This window comes from Chryseobacterium sp. Bi04, from assembly GCF_918698085.1.
Classification (GTDB): domain Bacteria; phylum Bacteroidota; class Bacteroidia; order Flavobacteriales; family Weeksellaceae; genus Chryseobacterium.
The window spans coordinates 122,536-141,347 of the sequence record NZ_CAKKLP010000002.1 but is presented as its reverse complement, the minus strand read 5'-3'; the positions used below and the strand labels follow the sequence as shown (position 1 = coordinate 141,347).

Genomic DNA, 18,812 nt, shown 5'->3' with positions numbered 1-18,812 from the left:
TATAATTTAAATTCATGAAGTATCAGATAAAACAAACGAAAGAATTGACGGAAGCTGAAATAGATCATATTCTTCAGCTTTGGGATATCTCAGTATGGAGCACTATGAAACCTACCTATTTCCGGACTTTCTTTAAAGACTCAGAATTTCATCTTCTGTTGGATATGGATGAATCTATATTGGCTGTTATCCGTAATAACTTTGATTTTACATTAGAAATATCCGAAGAACAAATTTCCTTTGCTGAGGCTGTAGGACTTGTTTCAGCTCATAAGAAAAAAGGATATGGAGCCCAACTTGTCCGGTATTTTAAAGATAATGTGAGTGAGAGAAATATAGAAACCATTGGGTTCTGTCATAAGGAACTCCGTCCTTTTTATCAGAAGTGTGATATTGAAATTCTGTATGATAAGGCAAAATCAATCAAAGAGAATGAGGATTCAGAATGGATCAATTCTGATGACGATGATATTTTAATTTTTAATATTTCAAAAGAAAGAAAAGAACAGCTCAGTCAGTTGAGTGCAGAGAATAATGCCTATTTAATTACTAAAGAATAAAGAAATGAATTATAAAAACCCCGATGAAAACGGATATTATGGAGAATTTGGAGGAGCTTTCATCCCTGAAATGCTCTATCCGAATGTAGATGAACTTCAAAAAAACTATCTTGAAATTATTGAGTCTGAAGATTTTCAGAATGAGTATCAGGACCTGCTTACCCATTATGTAGGAAGGTCCACTCCGCTTTATTTTGCAAAAAATTTAAGTAAAAAATACAATACTCAGATTTATTTGAAAAGAGAAGACCTGAACCATACCGGAGCCCATAAAATCAATAATGCCTTAGGGCAGGTTCTGCTTGCAAAACGTTTGGGAAAAACCAGGATTATTGCTGAAACCGGTGCGGGGCAGCATGGTGTTGCTACTGCTACCGCCTGTGCGCTTCTTGGTCTTGAGTGTATCGTTTATATGGGAGAAATAGATATTCAGAGACAGGCTCCCAATGTAGCAAGGATGAAAATGCTTGGTGCAGAGGTTATTGCAGCTATATCAGGCTCAAAAACACTGAAAGATGCTGTAAATGAAGCGTTAAGAGATTGGATCAACAATCCTGTAACGACACATTATGTGATCGGAAGTGTAGTGGGACCTCATCCTTTTCCGGATCTTGTGGCAAGGTTTCAGAGTATTATTTCAAAAGAAATTAAGGAGCAGCTTAAAGAGAAAATCGGAAGGGAAAATCCTGATTATGTGATTGCCTGTGTGGGAGGAGGCAGTAATGCTGCAGGAACTTTTTACCATTTTGTAGAAGAAAAAGACGTGAAAATCATTGCTGCAGAGGCCGGAGGTCTTGGAGTAGATTCCGGAAAATCTGCTGCTACTACCTTTTTAGGAACTTTGGGAGTTCTTCATGGAAGCAAAAGCCTGGTGATGCAAACTGCAGACGGGCAGGTCATAGAACCTCACTCTATCTCTGCCGGACTTGATTACCCGGGAATCGGACCTTTCCATGCTCATTTGTTTCAGGAAAAACGGGCAGAATTCTTCAGCATCAATGATGATGAAGCTTTACAATCTGCTTTTGACCTCACTAAGTTGGAAGGTATTATTCCTGCTTTAGAAAGCTCCCATGCTTTAGCTGTTCTGGACAAGAAAAAATTTAAAGAAAATGATATTGTTGTTATTTGTCTGAGCGGCCGTGGAGACAAGGATATGGAAACGTATTTGAAAAATCTGTAAAATGTCGGATGTAGAATGTATCTATTCTACTTCAATACAATAAGAAATGAAAAAATTAAATATATACTTCACAGCAGGGATTCCACAACTGGAAGATACTCCTGAAATTATAAAATTAATTCAGAATTCCGGAGCGGATATGATTGAAATCGGAATGCCTTACTCTGATCCGGTGGCGGACGGACCGGTGATTCAGCAGGCACACGAGCTCGCATTGCAAAACGGAATGACTATAGAAAAGCTTTTTTCTCAGTTAAAAACCATAAAAAATGAAATAAAAATTCCGATTATTTTGATGGGATATATTAATCCAGTCTTAAGTTTTGGATTTGAAAAGTTCTGTAAAGAATGTTCAGAAAGTGGTGTTTCAGGACTTATCCTGCCTGATCTCCCTCCTATTGAGTTTGAGAAAAATTATCAGCATATTTTACAAAAATACCATCTCAACTTCACCTTTCTGGTTACTCCGGAAACATCTGATGAGAGAATTCTCTATTTAGATTCTTTAAGTTCAGGATTCTTGTATGCAGTGAGTTCTTCCTCTACGACAGGAAATGAAAATGCTGTGGTAAAGAATGAAAATTATCTGACCAGATTAGCGTCTCTTCCTCTTAAAAATCCTGTTATGATCGGTTTCGGAATCAAATCTAAAGTAGATTTTGAAAATGTGACCGAAAAAGCAAATGGTGGAATCATTGGAACAGCCTTTGTAAATATTTTATTACAGCATAAAGACTGGACGAAAAAGGCTATAGATTTTATCCATTCCATAAAAGACTAAAATTCACTAAATTTGTATGTCTAAAAATTGAAATGAATACAAATCAAAATAAAGCAGTAGAATTTGAAGATTTAGGGATCAAGGAATACCAACCCGCCTGGGATTATCAGGAAACACTGATGAAGAGTATTATTGACACTAAAATTAAAAACCGTGATCTTCCTGCAGAACAGCACATTACTACCCCCAACCATCTTCTTTTTGTAGAACATCCACATGTGTATACTTTAGGAAAAAGCGGCCATGAGGAAAATATGCTCGCCGGGATTGATAAACTGAAAGAAATAGAAGCTACCTACGTAAAAACTAACCGTGGAGGAGATATTACCTATCATGGATACGGACAGATCGTTGGTTATCCGGTTCTGGATCTTGAAAATTTCTTTACGGATATTCATTTATATATGAGAAATCTGGAAGAAGTTATTATCAGAACTATTGCAGAATATGGCCTTAAAGGAGAACGTTCTCAGGGTGAAACCGGAGTCTGGCTGGATGTAGGAAAACCTTATGCAAGAAAGATGTGTGCTATGGGAGTGAAAGCTTCCCGATGGGTAACACTGCATGGTTTTGCCTTGAATGTCAATACGGATATGCGTTATTTTGAATATATTATTCCATGTGGAATTAAAGATAAGCAGGTCACTTCTTTAAAAAGAGAACTTGAAAGAGAACTGACACCGGAAGAGGTGGAAGAGCTGAAAGCAAAGATCAGAAAACATTTTGCAGATGTTTTTCAAGCTGAAATGATCTATAAATAATGATCAAACAGATATCAACTCCCTGCGTATCTTTTCTATAATACAATTTGAGAAAACTTAATCCAGTTTCAACTATTGAAACTGGATTTTCTTTTGAAACAAATAAAAATCAATATCTATTTCAAAATTAAAAAAAACTATATTTTAAACCATATGATTATTGATATACGTCTATTTAAGCTTATTAATTAACTTAAAAAACCAATATTTTATATTTTTTTAAAATTTTCATAAAAATAATTTGGTGATATTTTATTTTTTTATACTTTTAATATCACTTTAAAGTGAACTAATTTCACGGTAAAGAACAAATTTTTAACCACCAAATTTATGAGAATTATGAAAAAATTTTTGCTATCAATGATGGTATTTGTATCAGTACTGTCATTCAATTCCTGTTCAGACACGAACGCAAACCAAGAAAGCATGAACCCGAAAGAGTCTAAAGAAATTGCTCTGAAAGATTTCGGAAGAACTGTCCCGGTAGGGATAGAGAAAGAAAACGGAAAATTTAAAGTATCATTTATCATTACTGCTCAGCCTTTTGAAATTCAGGACAGCAAGGAAAATGAAAACTATATTTCCATGATCAGAAAGGCTGTAGCTGATGAAACTCCAATTCATGTTTTTTTAAAGCCTAATAGCCATGAAATTGTAAAAGTAGATAAAGCAACAGAGGAAGATGTCCGTTATTTCAAATCTGTTTTAACGAAAGATGTACAGGTAGAAGCAAGAAGATTAACCAGCGTTATCCCTAATTTAGCTACTTTAAACAGTTTATTTGCTCAGATTAAAAATCAGGCATGTGGAACTTCTACAGCTTCTTCCCCTTGTATCACTTTCAGATATCCTGTAGACGGTTGCTATGCAAGAGCTCATAAAATGAGACAAATACTGATCAATGCGGGTTACGATTGTGAAAAACAATTCGTCTATGGAAATCTAAGGGCTTCTACAGGTACCTGCTGTGTATCATGGGTATACCATGTTGCTATCCTTGTAAGCTTTAAAAATGCTTCCGGAGTGGTAGAAAAAAGAATTATAGATCCTTCTTTATTCTCCAGCGGACCAGTAACTGATACGGCGTGGAGAACTGCCTGCACGAATACGTCTTGTGGATCTGCTTATGTTTCATCTTTTGCCAATACTGCAGGGAATGTTTACTACAGAAGCCCAGCCGGTTCTTTACTATATGACAATAATTATGTGAATACCAATTGTGTATTGAATATATTCTCATCTTTATCAGGATGTTCTCCTTCTCCTGCACCTAACGTAGGAGGTTGTGGATTCTAACTAACTTTTAATAGCTCCTGCACTTATTTTACATACATTGCAGGAGCTTTTACTTAATACATTTTTGCTATGAAAGCCTGGACCCATATATTATTACTTTTTATTATGATTACATCCTGCTCCGGTAATTCCAGTTCACAGAACTTAACCTGGTATAATAACTCAACGATTTCAGATATCACCGAAGATCCGGACAAGCCGAACGATCTTGTACGGGTGGCTATCGGAATAAGTGCTCAGGTATTTTATCTTTCAAAAAAATCACCGGATTACAAGGTTCTGATCGAAAAAGTAAATCAGAGCTATAAAAATGGAAAAGCATATGATATTGGTATTGAAAATAATACGAATATCATCAAACAGGTCAAAGAAGCCAAATAATGTATTAATTATCTTATGACAGAAATCCCTGCATCTACCTTGATCTCTGCTCCATGAATATAGGAAGCCTCTTCTGAAGCAAGAAATAAAACTACATTAGCAATCTCTGCCGGCTCTCCCTGCCTTTTAAAAGGAATGGTAGGAATGATATCCCGGACAGCTTCTTCTATTTGCCCGGCGGTTAAGCCTGTATTATTAAAAATATTGGTTCTGATATGTCCCGGGCTTACTCCGTTCACTCTAATACCACGTTCTGTAAGCTCTACCGCAAATGTTTTAATAAAAGACTGTGTTGCCGATTTTGCTGCAGAATACACTGAGAAATTGGGCATAGCAATATCTGTAGCTACTGAGGTATTAAAGATAACTGAACCTCCCCTTTTCATCAATGGCAATATCTGCTGAACGGTAAAGAAAGGACCTTTCACCAATACATTGAAAAGCTCATCAAACTGGTTTTCATCTACGTATTCAACAGGAGCAAATTTTCCATAACCGGCATTGGCAAAAATAACATCGATCTGGTCTGTATACTTCCTTACCTCTCCCTGCAAATTCATCAGATCCTTCATATTCCCGGCATTGGATACAATTCCAAAAGCATTCTCTCCTAGCTTAGCCAAGGCATTCTTTACCGTTTCATCTGTTCGTCCGGTAATAATTACGGTACCTCCTTCTTCTATAAATTTTTCTGCCGTGGCCCATCCCATGCCGTTGGTACCTCCTGTAACTAAGGCTGTTTTGTTTTTAAATCTCTGCATTGTTTTTTGTTTAAAATGATAGGACAAAGATTGGAATATCACCGCTTTGAAAAAATCCGAATCTTGCTTAAAATCATATTAATCATATTCTATTAAAATTGCCAGCAATAAAATTTTTCAAAATTAAATTGCACACAATTTAAAATTATTATATATTTGCAGTGTTAATTTGTTCCACAACTTAAAATTTAGGGAACAGATAATAAGTAAGTATATAATTTAAAAACATCAGAAAATGTCATTAATAGAAAATTTAAACTGGAGACATGCAGTAAAAGCATATGACCCAACCAAAAAGGTATCGGAGCAAGACTTAAACACCATTTTAGAATCTGCAAGACTGGCCCCAACCTCATCAGGGCTACAGCCATTCCGCATTATTGTAGTGGAAAGCCAGGAATTGAAAGAGAAAATGGTAGCCGGAGCTTTAAACCCTGAGGTCATGAGAGATTCTTCTCACGTTTTGGTTTTTGCAGCATGGGACAGCTATTCTAATGAGAAAATAGATAAAGTGTATGATCATCATACGGATGTAAGAGATCTTCCAAGAGGACGTTTTGGAAGTTATACAGATAAAATTAAAGAAATGTATGGAGCTCAGACTCCTGAAGAACATTTTGCACATACTGCCCGCCAGACTTATATTGCTTTAGGAATTGCCCTTGCACAGGCAGCAGAACTTAAAATCGACAGTACTCCTGCAGAGGGATTCAGCAATGAAGTAGTAGATGAAGTATTGGGATTAAAAGAATTAGGATTGAAAAGTGTAAGTCTTTTATACCTTGGATACCGTGACGAAGCAAACGACTGGTTGTCTTCTATGAAGAAAGTCCGTGTTCCAATGGATGAGTTTATCATAAAAAAGTAATACCTTCATCGAATCTTTCGTACCCGAAAATCATGGAAAATTTAAATACACCCAAACTAGAAAACCAGATCTGTTTTCCGTTATATGTTATTGCCAAGGAGATTACCGGGCTTTACCGTCCTTTTCTTGATGAGCTGGACATCACTTATCCTCAATACCTTGTTATGATGGTATTATGGGATAGTGACGGACTTACCGTAACGCATATCGGAGAAAAGCTATTTCTGGACAGTGGTACTTTAACCCCTCTTCTCAAAAGACTTGAGACTAAGGGTTTCATTATAAGAAAAAGAAAAAAAGAGGACGAAAGAGTGGTTGAAGTATTTTTAGCCGAAGCTGGAAAACAATTACAACAAAAGGCCTGTGCAATTCCGGGGAAAATCCAGGAAAAAATTGGGATACAGCCTGAAGAGCTGCTACACCTTAAAGATACAGTCTTAAAAATATTAAAGAAAATAGAAAAATAAATGAAAACATTATATACAACAAAAGTCACTGCCCAAGGCGGAAGAAACGGTCATGTACAAAGTGAAAATGGAGTTTTAGACCTTGAAGTAAGGATGCCTAAAGCTTTAGGAGGAGCCAATGATGACTTTACCAATCCTGAAATGCTTTTTGCTGCCGGATATTCTGCATGTTTCGACAGTGCACTCAACAGAGTGATCAGTTTAGCAAAAGTAAAAACCGGTGAAACTACTGTTGCTGCTCAGGTCAGCATAGGACAAATTGAAAACGGAGGTTTTGGACTTGCTGTGGAGCTGGATGTCAATATTCCGGGAGTTTCTATGGAGGAAGCACAATCATTAACGGATCAGGCACACCAGATTTGCCCTTATTCTAATGCTACCAGAAACAATATTGAGGTTAAACTTTCAGTAACCAATAACGACTAATCCAATTTTTTTAAGCATAGTTATAGCGAAAGGAGCTGTTTTAGAAATAAAACAGCTCCTTTTTATTTTGTAATCTTAGTGTAAGCATTTGTGCAATTTATGTTTTCTAACGCAAAGAAAAATAATAAGATTGATAAGAAAGTGAGCAAAAGATGAATCGATACATCGATTTGACTAAGCAAACTCCCTCGCAGCTTCGCTGCACTCATTACTCATTACTCATGCATCATTTGTGATCTTAGTGTAACCTTTGGTGCAATTTGTGTTTTCTAACGCAAAGAAAAATAATAGGATTGATAAGAAAATAAGCAAAGAATGAATCGATACATCGATTGGGCTAAGCAAACTTCCCCGCAGCTTCGCTGCACTCATTACTCATTACTCATTACTCATGCATCATTTGTGATCTTAGTGTAACCATTAGTGCAATTTGGTGTTTTCTAACGCAAAGAAAAATAATAGGATTGATAAGAAAATAAGCAAAGAATGAATCGATACATCGATTGGGCTAAGCAAACTTCCCCGCAGCTTCGCTGCACTCATTACTCATTACTCATTACTCATGCATCATTTGTGATCTTAGTGTAACCATTAGTGCATTTGGTGTTTTCTAACGCAAAGAAAAATAATAGGATTGATAAGAAAGTAAGCAAAGAATGAATCGATACATCGATTTGACTAAGCAAACTTCTTCGCAGCTTCGCTGCACTCATTACTCATAACTTATAACTCATCATTTACCTTCTATTCAAATCACTTTTCTGGTACGCATCTACCTTTTTATAAGAATCATTTTTCTCTTTTTCTTTTTTATCTGAAATGAGGATTCCAAAAAGATGGTCAATCTCATGCTGGAAAATGACCGCTGTAAATCCTTCTACAATTTCAGAATATTTCTGTCCTTTTAAATCTACATATTCCAATTGAATAACTTTGCTTCGGTAAAACTGATCTCTGAAATCAGGGATAGATAAATCTCCTTCAGGTCCAAGATTTTGAAGATCAGATCTCCATACAATCATGGGATTGATAAAATATTCCAACGGAGTTCCTTCTTTATCAAAACGTTGTACCCAGATTATCTTTCTATTGATTCCAACCTGTGGTGCAGCAATTCCTACACCCCCATCTGTAGAAAGAAGAGATTCTTTCATCCTTTTTACCAAAACAGCTGTATTAGGATCTGTAGGATTGATTTCTGCAGAAAAACTTAGCAATGTTTTGTGTTGATGGGTATCTGTAGTTTGATAAATGGGGAGTGCAGCATTAATATCACCCTGATTGATAATGGAAAGTTCATTGGATGATAATGTCTGTGCCTGTAGCAGCCCTACAAAAAACACAACTAAAATGGACAGTTTTTTCATATGGATTGAATGTTGTACAAAGGTAAATAATGTAATCTTAAGTTTTGGCTAAAGCCATTGGAATCTGTATACAAAAAAACAGGCTAAAGCCTGTTTCTATTGATATTTTTTCTGGTTGTATAAATTAAAACCTTACACAATAAACATTCCACAGGAATTTAAATCCCGTTTTAATCTTTCAGGCTGGATTCCTACAGAATGAACAAAGATTATGCATAGGTAGAATCTTAATAATTAATATCCTATGAACGGTACTACATAGTAATAAAAACGGACTAAAGCCCGTTTTTATTGATCTATTTTTGAGTTTACAAATTAAAACTTTACATGACGTGTGTCATTCCATAGGAATCTAAATCCCGCTTATTCTTTCAGGCTGGATTCCTACGGAATGAACAAAGATTATGCATAGGTAGAATCTTAATAATTAATATCCTATGAACAGTACTACATAGTAATAAAAACGGACTAAAGCCCGTTTTTATTGATCTATTTTTTGAGTTTTACAAATTAAAACTTTACATGACGTGTGCCATTCCATAGGAATCTAAATCCCGCTTTATTCTTTCGGGCTGGATTCCTACAGAATGAACAAAGATTATGCATAGGTAGAATCTTAATAATTAATATCCTATGAACGGTACTACATAGTAATAAAAACGGACTAAAGCCCGTTTTTATTGATCTATTTTTGAGTTTACAAATTAAAACTTTACATGACGTGTGTCATTCCATAGGAATCTAAATCCCGCTTATTCTTTCAGGCTGGATTCCTACGGAATGAACAAAGATTATGCATAGGTAGAATCTTAATAATTAATATCCTATGAACAGTACTACATAGTAATAAAAACGGACTAAAGCCCGTTTTTATTGATCTATTTTTTGAGTTTTACAAATTAAAACTTTACATGACGTGTGCCATTCCATAGGAATCTAAATCCCGCTTTATTCTTTCGGGCTGGATTCCTACAGAATGAACAAAGATTATGCATAGGTAGAATCTTAATAATTAATATCCTATGAACGGTACTACATAGTAATAAAAACGGACTAAAGCCCGTTTTTATTGATCTATTTTTGAGTTTACAAATTAAAACTTTACATGACGTGTGTCATTCCATAGGAATCTAAATCCCGCTTATTCTTTCAGGCTGGATTCCTACGGAAGGACAAAGACTCTGATTAAATCCTTACGATTTACCAGAAATTAAAAAGTCTTCGTCATATCACTTGGGATAATCAGATTAAAATCTGTCGGGACATACTCTTTTTCGGGAACTTTAAGCTCCGGATTTTCAGATTCAAACACTGAGATCACCGCCATTTTAAGATTCGGGTTCTTCTGTTTGATATACCAATAAATTCCACCAAACTCTTTGCTATGGTAGTTTCCGTTATAATGGATAAAGGTTTTTCCGGCCTGAAAGTTTTTCAGAATAGATTCCGCCATCGTAGCATCTTTTGTAGCCTGTGCTGAAATAAAATTCATCACTTTAGTTCCTTCGGCATGATCGCCCATCATCGCTTTCATCTCCTGATATCCCGGAGTATCCAGTGTTACTTTGATCGGTAGCTGAGCAATATACATTTTTTCTTTTTCGCTTAATTTGTTCAACGACTCAAGTCCCTCTTTTGCGGTCTGGGAAGCATATCTTCTTGGAATATTAGTGGCCACAAAATTCAGCTTTTTATTTTTGGCAAAATCAACCAGAGGTTTGTAATCTGTGGCATAGTTATTCCATAAACGGGCTGAATCTTTGAGTGTTTTAGCATCTAATTTCCCATTTAAATATTGGTTGAGCTGAGATTGGTTGTCTCTTTCAAACATTTCGGCTCCCAAAATAAGCTGTCCGTTTTTCTTTTCAAACAGAGCTTCGGTAATTTTCAGCTGAAGCCAGTGATTGATAGAACTGTTATGGTTTTCACCAAAGAAGACCACATCATAATCCGCCAGTTCTTTGACTATTTTATCGGTCTTTACCTCCTTTCTTTTTTTATCATAAAACTGATATGCTTTAAAATCCTGTGCACTAAGTGTACAGAACCCTGAAAGCAAAATCGCCATAAGAATATTCTTCATTTTATATATTTAACCACAAATTACACAAATATTTTGGCACAAAGAATCGTAAAAAAGTAAATTTGAAAGCCTACTTATTTTGCATTCTCATCGTGCTGTCAAAACTCATAATGAAAAGACCGCTTTGAATCTTACAAAACAAAACGGCCCATTCAAATCATCTAATTATTACTTTTCTAATTCTGCAACAAGGTCTTTCCATTCTTGTAATTCTGGAATCCCCGGTTTTCTTTTTCCAAAGAACTGAACGATAAAATCTCCGTCTGCATTGAATACTTCAATTGCTGTTACCTCACCGTCTTCAGTTGGTTTTTTCACGATCCATGCTTCTGCAATCTTCGTTACATCAAGGTGCAGGTTGAAATCTGGATCCATTACATTGAACCATTGCTGATGCCAAAGTGTTTTCTTTACATTTCCGGTATGGATCTGAATAATTCCTCTGTTTCCTACAAATGCCATGATCGGTGTATTTTTTTCAGAAGCATCTTCAAGAACATTCACCACTTTAGAATTGTCAATTTTTTTGGCAAATCCTTCCGGAGCCAATCGTAAAGCTTGTGTTCTGCTTACTCCGAATTTTCTTGTCATCATAAAGAAATCGTGAGTATCTTTTAATTCTGTCCATGCTTTTTTAAATCCTTCCACATCAATTTCAGCATCAGCTTTTTCTGCCTGTTTCGGTACTACTGCTTCAAATTCAAAAGCCTGATTCTGATCTTCAGCTTTAAATTTCTCAACAATATCATCAAAAGCTGAGTCATTACTATCTTTAGTCAAATAGATCTTGTGCAGTGCCAATCCGTCTTTACCAAAGAACTGAAGGCTTTTTTTATCTCCTTCCACTACTGCAAAAGCAAATTTCCAGTGGTTCAGGAAAATTCTAAGGTCAATATCTTCACCTACAAAAAGCTGTGCGTGCGGACTGCTGAAATCACCATTCAGATAAGTTCCTTTTCTTTCATGAACACATTCATCATTACGGGTAAGGGCCATTACTTTCCCCAGCTGGCCGGCTTCTGTCAGAATACCTGGAAATTCCGGTTTCAAAACAGTTACTCCCTCACCTACACCGGTTGCTAATAATTCTGCCTCACTTACTCCCAATTGAGCGGCTGCATTTCTTATTCTTACATGTGGATTTTCTGCTTTCAGAGCCTCCCATTTTTCCTTTAAGTCATTAACTATTGTGCTCATTTATTTATTTTTTTATGGTTAAAACTGTATAAATTCTCTGTATTGTTTCTTCTCCTGTTTTGCTTTTTATCTCTTCTTCTTTTTCGGAAGTTTTCATTCTTTTAAAATGACTTTGGGAAATCAATTCTTCCATCTCTGAATTATTGTAGAGCTTAAAATCATAAGCTGTAAACGGTAATTTTTCCATGAAATCTTTTTGCGCGAACGTAAGAACAAAGGTTCCGTCGTCTTTTAAAACTCTGTAGATCTCATTTAAAAATGCTACAGGATTCTCCCAAAAGTAAACGGTATTGACCGTAAATATTTTATTAAAAGTCTGATCTTTAAAAGGGAGTATGCTGCCTTCATACAAAACAAAATCTGCCTGGTCTTCAAATGCTTCATTGAGCCTTCTGGCCTCGTAGTACATTGTTTCAGAAATATCAATTCCTGTGTATCTTATATTATGAGCTAAGCTTATAATACTCTTCACGTGTGCAGCATTTCCATGTCCGATCTCAAGAATACATTCATCATCTTCTATCACAAGTGCTTTAATGCTTTCCAGGGTCATCCCTATATTGGAAGCATTCATCATTTCACCGATTTCAATGCCTTTTTCACCTTGGGGATTGGCAAGGTTATGGGCGAGGATTTTTAATTCTTCTTTTTCCATGGTTATCCAAAAATGATCATTGGGTTATTAGTAATGGGATGTTCGCAGATGGTACACGGGAAATTATAGGCATCGCTTATATTTTCAGCTGTAAAAACTTCCTGTGGTGTTCCATACGCAGAAACTCTTCCTGATTTCATCAGTAAAATCTTATCTGCAAATTGTGCAGCAAGGTTCAGGTCATGTAAAACAACAATCGCACTATTGGCTTTTTGTGTAAATTTTTTGATAATATCTAACGCTTTATACTGGTGTTTTACATCCAGATTATTCAAAGGTTCATCCAGAAACATCAGTGTATGAGCAATATCATTCTGTAGCTGAGCCATCACACGGGAAAGGTGTACCCGTTGTTTTTCTCCTCCGGAAAGCGTGTTATATTCCCTGTCTTTAAGGTGAAAAACATCTGTTTCGTACATCATATTATTCATCGCTTCAAGGTCTTCTTTTCCGGGTTGGGAATCAAAGTAGGGATATCTTCCCATCATTACAACATCTTTTACTTCCAGAGGAATATCATTGCTGTTGTGTTGGGAAAATTTGGCCTTATGCTTTGAAAGTTCTTTTACATTCCATTCACTGATGGGTTTGTTCTTAAATAAGACTTTTTGTTTTCCGACTCTCACTTCATCTGCCAAAACACTTAGCAGGCTGGACTTTCCGGCTCCATTTGAACCTACAATTGCCAGAAATTCGCCATACTCCAGAGAGACATCTACTCCATCCAGGATATGAAAATCTTTATGCTTATAATTAATCTGATGGGCCTTGATCATTAGAGTGCTTTTTTAAATTTAACTAAAATAGCGATAAAAATAGGTCCTCCCATTAAAGCGGTAAGGATTCCTATCGGCAATTCTGAAGGTGCTACAATACTTCTGCTGAAGGTATCTGCTGTTAAAAGTAAGATACTTCCACATAGGGCTGATAATGGCAGAATAAATGCATAATTGGATTTGAATAAAAGTCTTAAAATATAAGGTACAATAAGACCTACAAAACCAATGGTTCCTGAGAATGCAACGCAGGTTCCCACCATCAAAGCTACGATAATAATAATCTGCTTTTTCAGCTTTTCTACATTGATTCCCAAATGTTGCGCATCTTTTTCTCCCAGCATCATGGCATTGAAAGCCTTTCCTTTTGGAAGCAGAATAATGTAAGCAATGATTAAAACGACCCCCAAAATAATATTTTTCGTCCACGTAGCTGCTGCCAGGCTTCCTAAATTCCAGAATGTCAAATCCCTTAGCTGCTCATCTTTTGAAATATAGATCAGGAATCCGGTAATAGAGAATCCAATTGCCGTAATGGCAACTCCCGTCAACAGCATCATTACCACATTGGTTTTTCCTCCGCTTGTTGAAATCCTGTACACCAACATCATTGATAAAAAAGATCCTATAAAAGCCGAGATTCCTACCAGTGAGAATTGTACGGCTTCAGGAAGATATTCTTTGAAATGCCCTCCTAAAACAATCGCAATTGCTGCCAGTAGTGTAGCTCCCGATGTAAGCCCTATTAAATCTCCCGTTGCCAGAGGATTCTTGAACAGCCCCTGCAGACTTGTTCCTGAAACTGACAGCATACTTCCTATTAAAATAGCCATAATAATTCTGGCTGCCCGTACATCCCAAACCACATATTTATCGCTTAAAGATAAATTGGGATCTCCTTTTATAAACTGCCACAGTACTTTGAATGCAGAATTTCCGCCAAAGTCATAGACTCCCGTATTAAGTGACAGTACTGCTATTATAGCAAGCAGCACTGCACTAATAGTAAGATAAAAGTATAGTTTACTTTGTGTTCTCAATTAAAAGTTTATTTAATCCAACTGCTGCTTCTCCTAGTCTCGGCCCAAAACCTGAAACTAAACCTCCGTCCATTGCAATGATCTTTTTATTTTTCCCTGCAGTGGTTTGGGATACTCCCGGCATCTTAAGTGCTCCTTCGTTTCCTCCTGCTCCCTGTAAACCTGTTGTAAAGAAAAATAATACATCAGGATTGGCTTTTACCACAGCTTCCGGAGTTAACGGTTTGAAATCTTCAAATTCAGTAACTGCATTTTCTCCTCCTGCAAGGCTGATCAGGGAAGCCATTGGTGTATTTTTACCGGCTACCATCAGCATGTTTCCTCTTGCGTAGATAAATAATACTTTAGGTTTCTTAGCAATAGGCTGTACTTGTTTCAGATCTGCGTCAATCTTGTCATTCAGCTTTTGGTATTCTGTGTTTCCAATTGCTTTTGCCACTTCTTCAATCAGCTTTTTGGTACCGTCTACCGAGTACTCCTGCTTGAATACTTCTGCTTTGATTCCTGAAGAATTGATTTTCCCCAATAATTCCGGATTGATATCTTTATCAGAAGCCAGGATTAAAGTGGGGCCTACCGCCATGATAGGTTCAATAGTCATTGATCTTACATGGCCCAGGTTTTTAGCTGTAGCTTTTAAACTTTCAGGATATGTACTGGTAACATCAGTTCCCACGATTTCTTTTTCATGCCCTAAAGCACTTACGATTTCGGTGATTCCACCGCTTAATGTTACAATTTTATTATTACTTTTTGGAGCTTCAGATGCAGCTTCCGTTGTATTTTCTTTTTTAGCTCCTTCTTCTTTTTTGCAAGAATATACTGCTATAAGAACAGAAGCTGCAAGGATGAATTTTTTCATATGTACAGATTTATTTTTTCTAGGTCTATGCAACTGCCATCCTCGTCTTCCTTTGTTTACCGGAGAATTTCGTTAATGACAATTTCATGATATATGATTATTTGATTTCTTATAATGCTTTATACTGGAACATCGGATGTCCTCTTTCTCCTTTGTCATCGGTAAGTTGTACAAATCTTAGCTTAAAATAAGCTCCTGATGCATCTTTAATGATATAAAACACATCTCCTTTTACTTTAGATCCGGAAGGTCCTACTTCTCTCCAGTTTCCTCCGATTACTCTCTGTTCGTTATACACCAATTTTGAATCATCCACATCAGCTTTTTTAAATTTATTATAAACTTCTACAGCGGATCCGGATGTTAATTTCACCTCATAAGCTCCTACTTTAGCAACGTTATTAATGGTTACAAAATCTGAATTCACGTAGCTTCCTGCGCCCTGAACAATATTGGTAAATACAGAGAAACTGATGTCCCATTTATCTTTCTCAGGCTGAATCGCTACTTCCTTACCTGTTTTTGAATTGAAGAAAGTAAAGTTATAGGCATTATTTTTCTTGATTATAACCTCTTTTATTGCACTGCCAACAGCGTTGATATCTCCGTATCGTACTTTGTAATCATTAGCCTGTCTTGTCACCTGTATTTTCATCCAGCCTCTTTCATCTCCTCCAGCTATGGTAGATCCTACAGCAATGCTTCCTTTGTAGATATCTTTTCCTAAATTCACAAGATAAACTGCATTTTTAGCAGGATCAGCATCTATTTCGGCTATCGCGGTTTGACTGGAAGGATAGTTCCCTTTCACATCGTCAATATAAATGGTATTTTCTGTATCAAAATTGGCAACCTGTACTACCTCTTTTAGACTGCTCACATCAGATTCCTTTACAGATGCAATATCTGCAATATTGGGAATTTTGGCTGCAGCCATCATGATGGATGTATTTAAAACCACTTTAAATTCAGTCCCTGAATAAAATGCAAGATCCCAGTCTGTCCGGCTGTTCACTGTCTGTCTTGGTTGTCCATTCTGATCTACATCACTAAAATCTATCCATACCTGATTCGGCTGTGCAGAGCCTCTTACATCCGGCTTTACAGATACTCCCTCGGAAGGAACTACAGGTACCGGATCTTCGTTATCATTGATGCAGGACTGCGATACCAATGACACTCCCAGCATAAGATAAAATAGTATTTTTTTCATTTTTAGAATTTTAAAAATTGTAGCTTACTCTGGCCAGATAACTTCGGCCATAGAAAAGATTAATATTCGGATCTGCAGCTTCATGTGTATTTCCCGGCAGTGTTGTATCTTTTATTGCAGATACATCAAAAATATTCTTCACTCCCAGGCTTAATTCCAGCTGGTTTTTAAAGAAAGGCTGTGTTACAATGAAATTCATCATATGGAAATCATCTCTTTCTCCAATTCTGTATTCCGGATTCTTCAAGTCAGATGTTAATACAAATTCCTGAGTTTTCCCAGTATATTTATAGAATAAAGAAAGTGTAGTATTGATATTCGGAACCGTATAATTTACTACTGCATTAGCTTCCAGTGTATAAAAGAAATCGTTAGGTGAAACTGCGCCTCCGTCTTTTAACTGCTTAGCAATCCCATAGTATGCTACATTGGCAGCTAAAGCAAGCTGATTTTTCTGTGCTCTGAAATTGGCTTCAAATAAATAGGATTCATATGTATTCAGATTAAGGTACTGATATTTCAAAGGCTGTCTGCTTACTGTTACAGACTCTATTCTATCTTTCACATGAAGATAAGTAGCACTCGCTCCTACCCCTAAGTTCCAACCTGAATCTGTAGCTATTCTTTTTTCTCCGTTTAGGGAAACTGTCATTCCTTGTTCCGGTGTAAGGTTTTCATTCCCTCTGATATCATGATTACTGTCTACCATATAGGTATAAAGCTCATCAAAATTCGGGAATCGGTTGGCGCTTCCTACGACCAATCTGAAATTATCATTTTCAGTCGCTTTCACTCTTGCAGTCAATGAATAATTATGCTGGGCATCAAACTTATCACTCAGTGCCAGACGATATCCCGGACGTAATGATAACCAATCTGTAGCATTCCATTCGATGGACATAAAATTGGCGTAGTTAAATATTTTTCTTTTTATATTATCCGTTCCCTGAAAGGTTCCTGCAATATTACCGGCATATCCGGAAGTATGATCCAACTCATATCCTAACTGGAAATCAATCTTTTTACTGTCTAAAAAGTTACTGAACACCCCTCTTGAATAGAAAACATCCGCTTTATTATAAGACTGGTAGGCCACTTTCTCGCCAATTACTTTTCTGTTAGGAATATCGTATTTGAAATCCCTGTATTTTCTGTCCTGAGTTTGGTAAGAAAAATCTCCGGTATAGTTTACTGCACCCAATTTGGTCTGTACATTAAGTTGGTGTAAATATCGGGTGGTCTGATAATCTCTGTCGTTAGAAAAGTACGTTCTGTCAGTTACACTGTAAAAATGTTCACCTACTGTTGGATTATAATAGTTTAGTTTTTCATTCACAAAACCAAATTTGTAAAAGATGGAAGTTTTATTTTTACTGTATCGTATCACTCCGTCTACATTCAGGACGTCTTTAGGTTGCCATAGATAGCCTCTTTTCCCGTCCTGTTCAAAATATTTATAGCCTTCCTGAGTTCCTTTGAAGCCCTGGAAATCATTATGATTGATATTGGCTCCTACATACCAGCTGTCATTGATGTTGTATCCTACATTCAATGTCTGGATATGTCTTCCTTCTCCTTTTTTCTTAAAATCATACTCTTTTCCTACCGTTTCTTCCTGTACAGAAGCATTCAGGGTAAGGGGTTTCTGGCTGTTTTTTTTGGTAATAATATTGATTACTCCGGCAACAGCATTACTGCCATAATCAACTCCCATTGAGCCCCTTACTACTTCTATTCTTTCAACATTATTAACATTAAGCTTGGTAAGGTCTATGTTATTTCCCAGGCCTATATCTCCTACAACAGGAATATTGTCTATCAGAACTTTAGTGTACTCTCCTCCAAGTCCCATCAGATTGGCTGTAGAGTTTCCTGATTGACGGTCAGAAATAATAAGTACATTCAAACTTTGGTTAAGAACATCTGCCACATTGGTAGCTGCCATATTCTTAATCTGTTCTGCATTAATAACTTCAACTTTATATATTGATTTATTAATAGACTGCTGTGTATATTGGCCTGTAACAACTACCTCTTCTATTTTTTTCTGTTTAAGAGAATCCTGCTGTTGGGCACTCACCAAAAAAATGGCTGACAGCGACAGTATTGAAAGTACTTTCTTCTTCATAAAGGCA

General features: G+C 36.5%; 19 protein-coding genes. 9 read left to right on the top strand and 10 right to left on the bottom strand.

The features are described 5' to 3' along the window. Window positions 1–14 precede the first annotated feature (14 nt). From LQV47_RS04940 to LQV47_RS04915, 6 genes are all read left to right on the top strand, one after another. The gene (locus LQV47_RS04940; protein ID WP_230034456.1) at window positions 15–560 is read left to right on the top strand and encodes a GNAT family N-acetyltransferase; all 546 of its coding nucleotides are present in this window, start codon (window positions 15–17) and stop codon (window positions 558–560) included. Window positions 561–564: 4 nt separating this feature from the next. Continuing rightward, window positions 565–1,743 (top strand): tryptophan synthase subunit beta, encoded by a 1,179-nt coding sequence (trpB, locus tag LQV47_RS04935; RefSeq protein WP_230034454.1) that lies wholly within the window; start codon window positions 565–567, stop codon window positions 1,741–1,743. Between the two features lie 46 nt (window positions 1,744–1,789). Beyond that, the gene (trpA, locus tag LQV47_RS04930) at window positions 1,790–2,524 is read left to right on the top strand and encodes a tryptophan synthase subunit alpha (RefSeq protein WP_230034452.1); all 735 of its coding nucleotides are present in this window, start codon (window positions 1,790–1,792) and stop codon (window positions 2,522–2,524) included. 32 nt (window positions 2,525–2,556) lie between these two features. After that, window positions 2,557–3,285: a lipoyl(octanoyl) transferase LipB gene (gene lipB, locus LQV47_RS04925; RefSeq protein ID WP_230034450.1), complete on the top strand. Its 729-nt coding sequence runs from the start codon at window positions 2,557–2,559 to the stop codon at window positions 3,283–3,285. Between the two features lie 330 nt (window positions 3,286–3,615). Beyond that, window positions 3,616–4,581, top strand: coding sequence for a protein-glutamine glutaminase (locus tag LQV47_RS04920; RefSeq protein WP_354960323.1), 966 nt, complete (start codon window positions 3,616–3,618; stop codon window positions 4,579–4,581). A gap of 69 nt (window positions 4,582–4,650) precedes the next feature. Beyond that, window positions 4,651–4,962: a hypothetical protein gene (locus LQV47_RS04915; protein ID WP_230034441.1), complete on the top strand. Its 312-nt coding sequence runs from the start codon at window positions 4,651–4,653 to the stop codon at window positions 4,960–4,962. Window positions 4,963–4,970: 8 nt separating this feature from the next. Here LQV47_RS04915 and LQV47_RS04910 read toward each other — a convergent pair whose 3' ends face one another. Next, the gene (locus LQV47_RS04910; protein ID WP_230034439.1) at window positions 4,971–5,723 is read right to left on the bottom strand and encodes an SDR family oxidoreductase; all 753 of its coding nucleotides are present in this window, start codon (window positions 5,721–5,723) and stop codon (window positions 4,971–4,973) included. A gap of 235 nt (window positions 5,724–5,958) precedes the next feature. Here LQV47_RS04910 and LQV47_RS04905 point away from each other — a divergent pair, with 235 nt between their 5' ends. The 3 genes from LQV47_RS04905 to LQV47_RS04895 are packed head-to-tail and all read left to right on the top strand — an operon-like array spanning window position 5,959 to window position 7,484. After that, window positions 5,959–6,591 (top strand): NAD(P)H-dependent oxidoreductase, encoded by a 633-nt coding sequence (locus tag LQV47_RS04905; RefSeq protein WP_084086052.1) that lies wholly within the window; start codon window positions 5,959–5,961, stop codon window positions 6,589–6,591. A gap of 32 nt (window positions 6,592–6,623) precedes the next feature. Beyond that, on the top strand, window positions 6,624–7,058 hold the full coding sequence (locus tag LQV47_RS04900; RefSeq protein ID WP_230034438.1) for a MarR family transcriptional regulator: 435 nt from the start codon (window positions 6,624–6,626) through the stop codon (window positions 7,056–7,058). After that, the gene (locus LQV47_RS04895; RefSeq protein WP_230034436.1) at window positions 7,059–7,484 is read left to right on the top strand and encodes an organic hydroperoxide resistance protein; all 426 of its coding nucleotides are present in this window, start codon (window positions 7,059–7,061) and stop codon (window positions 7,482–7,484) included. 737 nt (window positions 7,485–8,221) lie between these two features. Here LQV47_RS04895 and LQV47_RS04890 read toward each other — a convergent pair. From LQV47_RS04890 to LQV47_RS04850, 9 genes are all read right to left on the bottom strand, one after another. Continuing rightward, window positions 8,222–8,851 (bottom strand): peptide deformylase, encoded by a 630-nt coding sequence (locus LQV47_RS04890; protein WP_230034434.1) that lies wholly within the window; start codon window positions 8,849–8,851, stop codon window positions 8,222–8,224. A 1,210-nt stretch (window positions 8,852–10,061) separates the two neighbouring features. Next, window positions 10,062–10,934 (bottom strand): ChaN family lipoprotein, encoded by an 873-nt coding sequence (locus tag LQV47_RS04885; protein ID WP_230034432.1) that lies wholly within the window; start codon window positions 10,932–10,934, stop codon window positions 10,062–10,064. 168 nt (window positions 10,935–11,102) lie between these two features. Then, a complete protein-coding gene (locus tag LQV47_RS04880) occupies window positions 11,103–12,131 on the bottom strand; it encodes a ChuX/HutX family heme-like substrate-binding protein (RefSeq protein ID WP_230034430.1) in 1,029 nt (342 codons plus the stop codon). A 4-nt stretch (window positions 12,132–12,135) separates the two neighbouring features. Then, a complete protein-coding gene (locus tag LQV47_RS04875; RefSeq protein ID WP_230034428.1) occupies window positions 12,136–12,786 on the bottom strand; it encodes a class I SAM-dependent methyltransferase in 651 nt (216 codons plus the stop codon). A 2-nt stretch (window positions 12,787–12,788) separates the two neighbouring features. Further along, window positions 12,789–13,562 (bottom strand): heme ABC transporter ATP-binding protein, encoded by a 774-nt coding sequence (locus LQV47_RS04870; protein WP_230034426.1) that lies wholly within the window; start codon window positions 13,560–13,562, stop codon window positions 12,789–12,791. Further along, complete coding sequence (locus LQV47_RS04865; protein ID WP_230034424.1) at window positions 13,562–14,602, bottom strand: iron ABC transporter permease; 1,041 nt, start codon at window positions 14,600–14,602, stop codon at window positions 13,562–13,564. Before LQV47_RS04865 ends, LQV47_RS04870 begins: the two co-directional genes overlap by 1 nt. Then, a complete protein-coding gene (locus LQV47_RS04860; RefSeq protein WP_230034423.1) occupies window positions 14,586–15,464 on the bottom strand; it encodes an ABC transporter substrate-binding protein in 879 nt (292 codons plus the stop codon). Before LQV47_RS04860 ends, LQV47_RS04865 begins: the two co-directional genes overlap by 17 nt. 109 nt (window positions 15,465–15,573) lie before the next feature. Continuing rightward, window positions 15,574–16,677 carry an HmuY family protein gene (locus tag LQV47_RS04855; RefSeq protein ID WP_230034421.1) on the bottom strand — a complete coding sequence of 368 codons (1,104 nt, stop codon included), beginning with the start codon at window positions 16,675–16,677 and terminating at the stop codon, window positions 15,574–15,576. A 10-nt stretch (window positions 16,678–16,687) separates the two neighbouring features. Beyond that, a complete protein-coding gene (locus tag LQV47_RS04850) occupies window positions 16,688–18,805 on the bottom strand; it encodes a TonB-dependent receptor (protein ID WP_230034419.1) in 2,118 nt (705 codons plus the stop codon). Window positions 18,806–18,812 lie beyond the last annotated feature (7 nt).

What these genes read in the sequence shown, in the direction of transcription:
- LQV47_RS04940 (WP_230034456.1), top strand. Translation starts at nt 15, where the DNA reads ATGAAGTATCAGATAAAACAAACGAAAGAATTGACGGAAGCTGAAATA.
- trpB (WP_230034454.1), top strand. Translation starts at nt 565, where the DNA reads ATGAATTATAAAAACCCCGATGAAAACGGATATTATGGAGAATTTGGA.
- trpA (WP_230034452.1), top strand. Translation starts at nt 1,790, where the DNA reads ATGAAAAAATTAAATATATACTTCACAGCAGGGATTCCACAACTGGAA.
- lipB (WP_230034450.1), top strand. Translation starts at nt 2,557, where the DNA reads ATGAATACAAATCAAAATAAAGCAGTAGAATTTGAAGATTTAGGGATC.
- LQV47_RS04920 (WP_354960323.1), top strand. Translation starts at nt 3,616, where the DNA reads ATGAGAATTATGAAAAAATTTTTGCTATCAATGATGGTATTTGTATCA.
- LQV47_RS04915 (WP_230034441.1), top strand. Translation starts at nt 4,651, where the DNA reads ATGAAAGCCTGGACCCATATATTATTACTTTTTATTATGATTACATCC.
- LQV47_RS04910 (WP_230034439.1), bottom strand. Translation starts at nt 5,723, where the DNA reads ATGCAGAGATTTAAAAACAAAACAGCCTTAGTTACAGGAGGTACCAAC.
- LQV47_RS04905 (WP_084086052.1), top strand. Translation starts at nt 5,959, where the DNA reads ATGTCATTAATAGAAAATTTAAACTGGAGACATGCAGTAAAAGCATAT.
- LQV47_RS04900 (WP_230034438.1), top strand. Translation starts at nt 6,624, where the DNA reads ATGGAAAATTTAAATACACCCAAACTAGAAAACCAGATCTGTTTTCCG.
- LQV47_RS04895 (WP_230034436.1), top strand. Translation starts at nt 7,059, where the DNA reads ATGAAAACATTATATACAACAAAAGTCACTGCCCAAGGCGGAAGAAAC.
- LQV47_RS04890 (WP_230034434.1), bottom strand. Translation starts at nt 8,851, where the DNA reads ATGAAAAAACTGTCCATTTTAGTTGTGTTTTTTGTAGGGCTGCTACAG.
- LQV47_RS04885 (WP_230034432.1), bottom strand. Translation starts at nt 10,934, where the DNA reads ATGAAGAATATTCTTATGGCGATTTTGCTTTCAGGGTTCTGTACACTT.
- LQV47_RS04880 (WP_230034430.1), bottom strand. Translation starts at nt 12,131, where the DNA reads ATGAGCACAATAGTTAATGACTTAAAGGAAAAATGGGAGGCTCTGAAA.
- LQV47_RS04875 (WP_230034428.1), bottom strand. Translation starts at nt 12,786, where the DNA reads ATGGAAAAAGAAGAATTAAAAATCCTCGCCCATAACCTTGCCAATCCC.
- LQV47_RS04870 (WP_230034426.1), bottom strand. Translation starts at nt 13,562, where the DNA reads ATGATCAAGGCCCATCAGATTAATTATAAGCATAAAGATTTTCATATC.
- LQV47_RS04860 (WP_230034423.1), bottom strand. Translation starts at nt 15,464, where the DNA reads ATGAAAAAATTCATCCTTGCAGCTTCTGTTCTTATAGCAGTATATTCT.
- LQV47_RS04855 (WP_230034421.1), bottom strand. Translation starts at nt 16,677, where the DNA reads ATGAAAAAAATACTATTTTATCTTATGCTGGGAGTGTCATTGGTATCG.
- LQV47_RS04850 (WP_230034419.1), bottom strand. Translation starts at nt 18,805, where the DNA reads ATGAAGAAGAAAGTACTTTCAATACTGTCGCTGTCAGCCATTTTTTTG.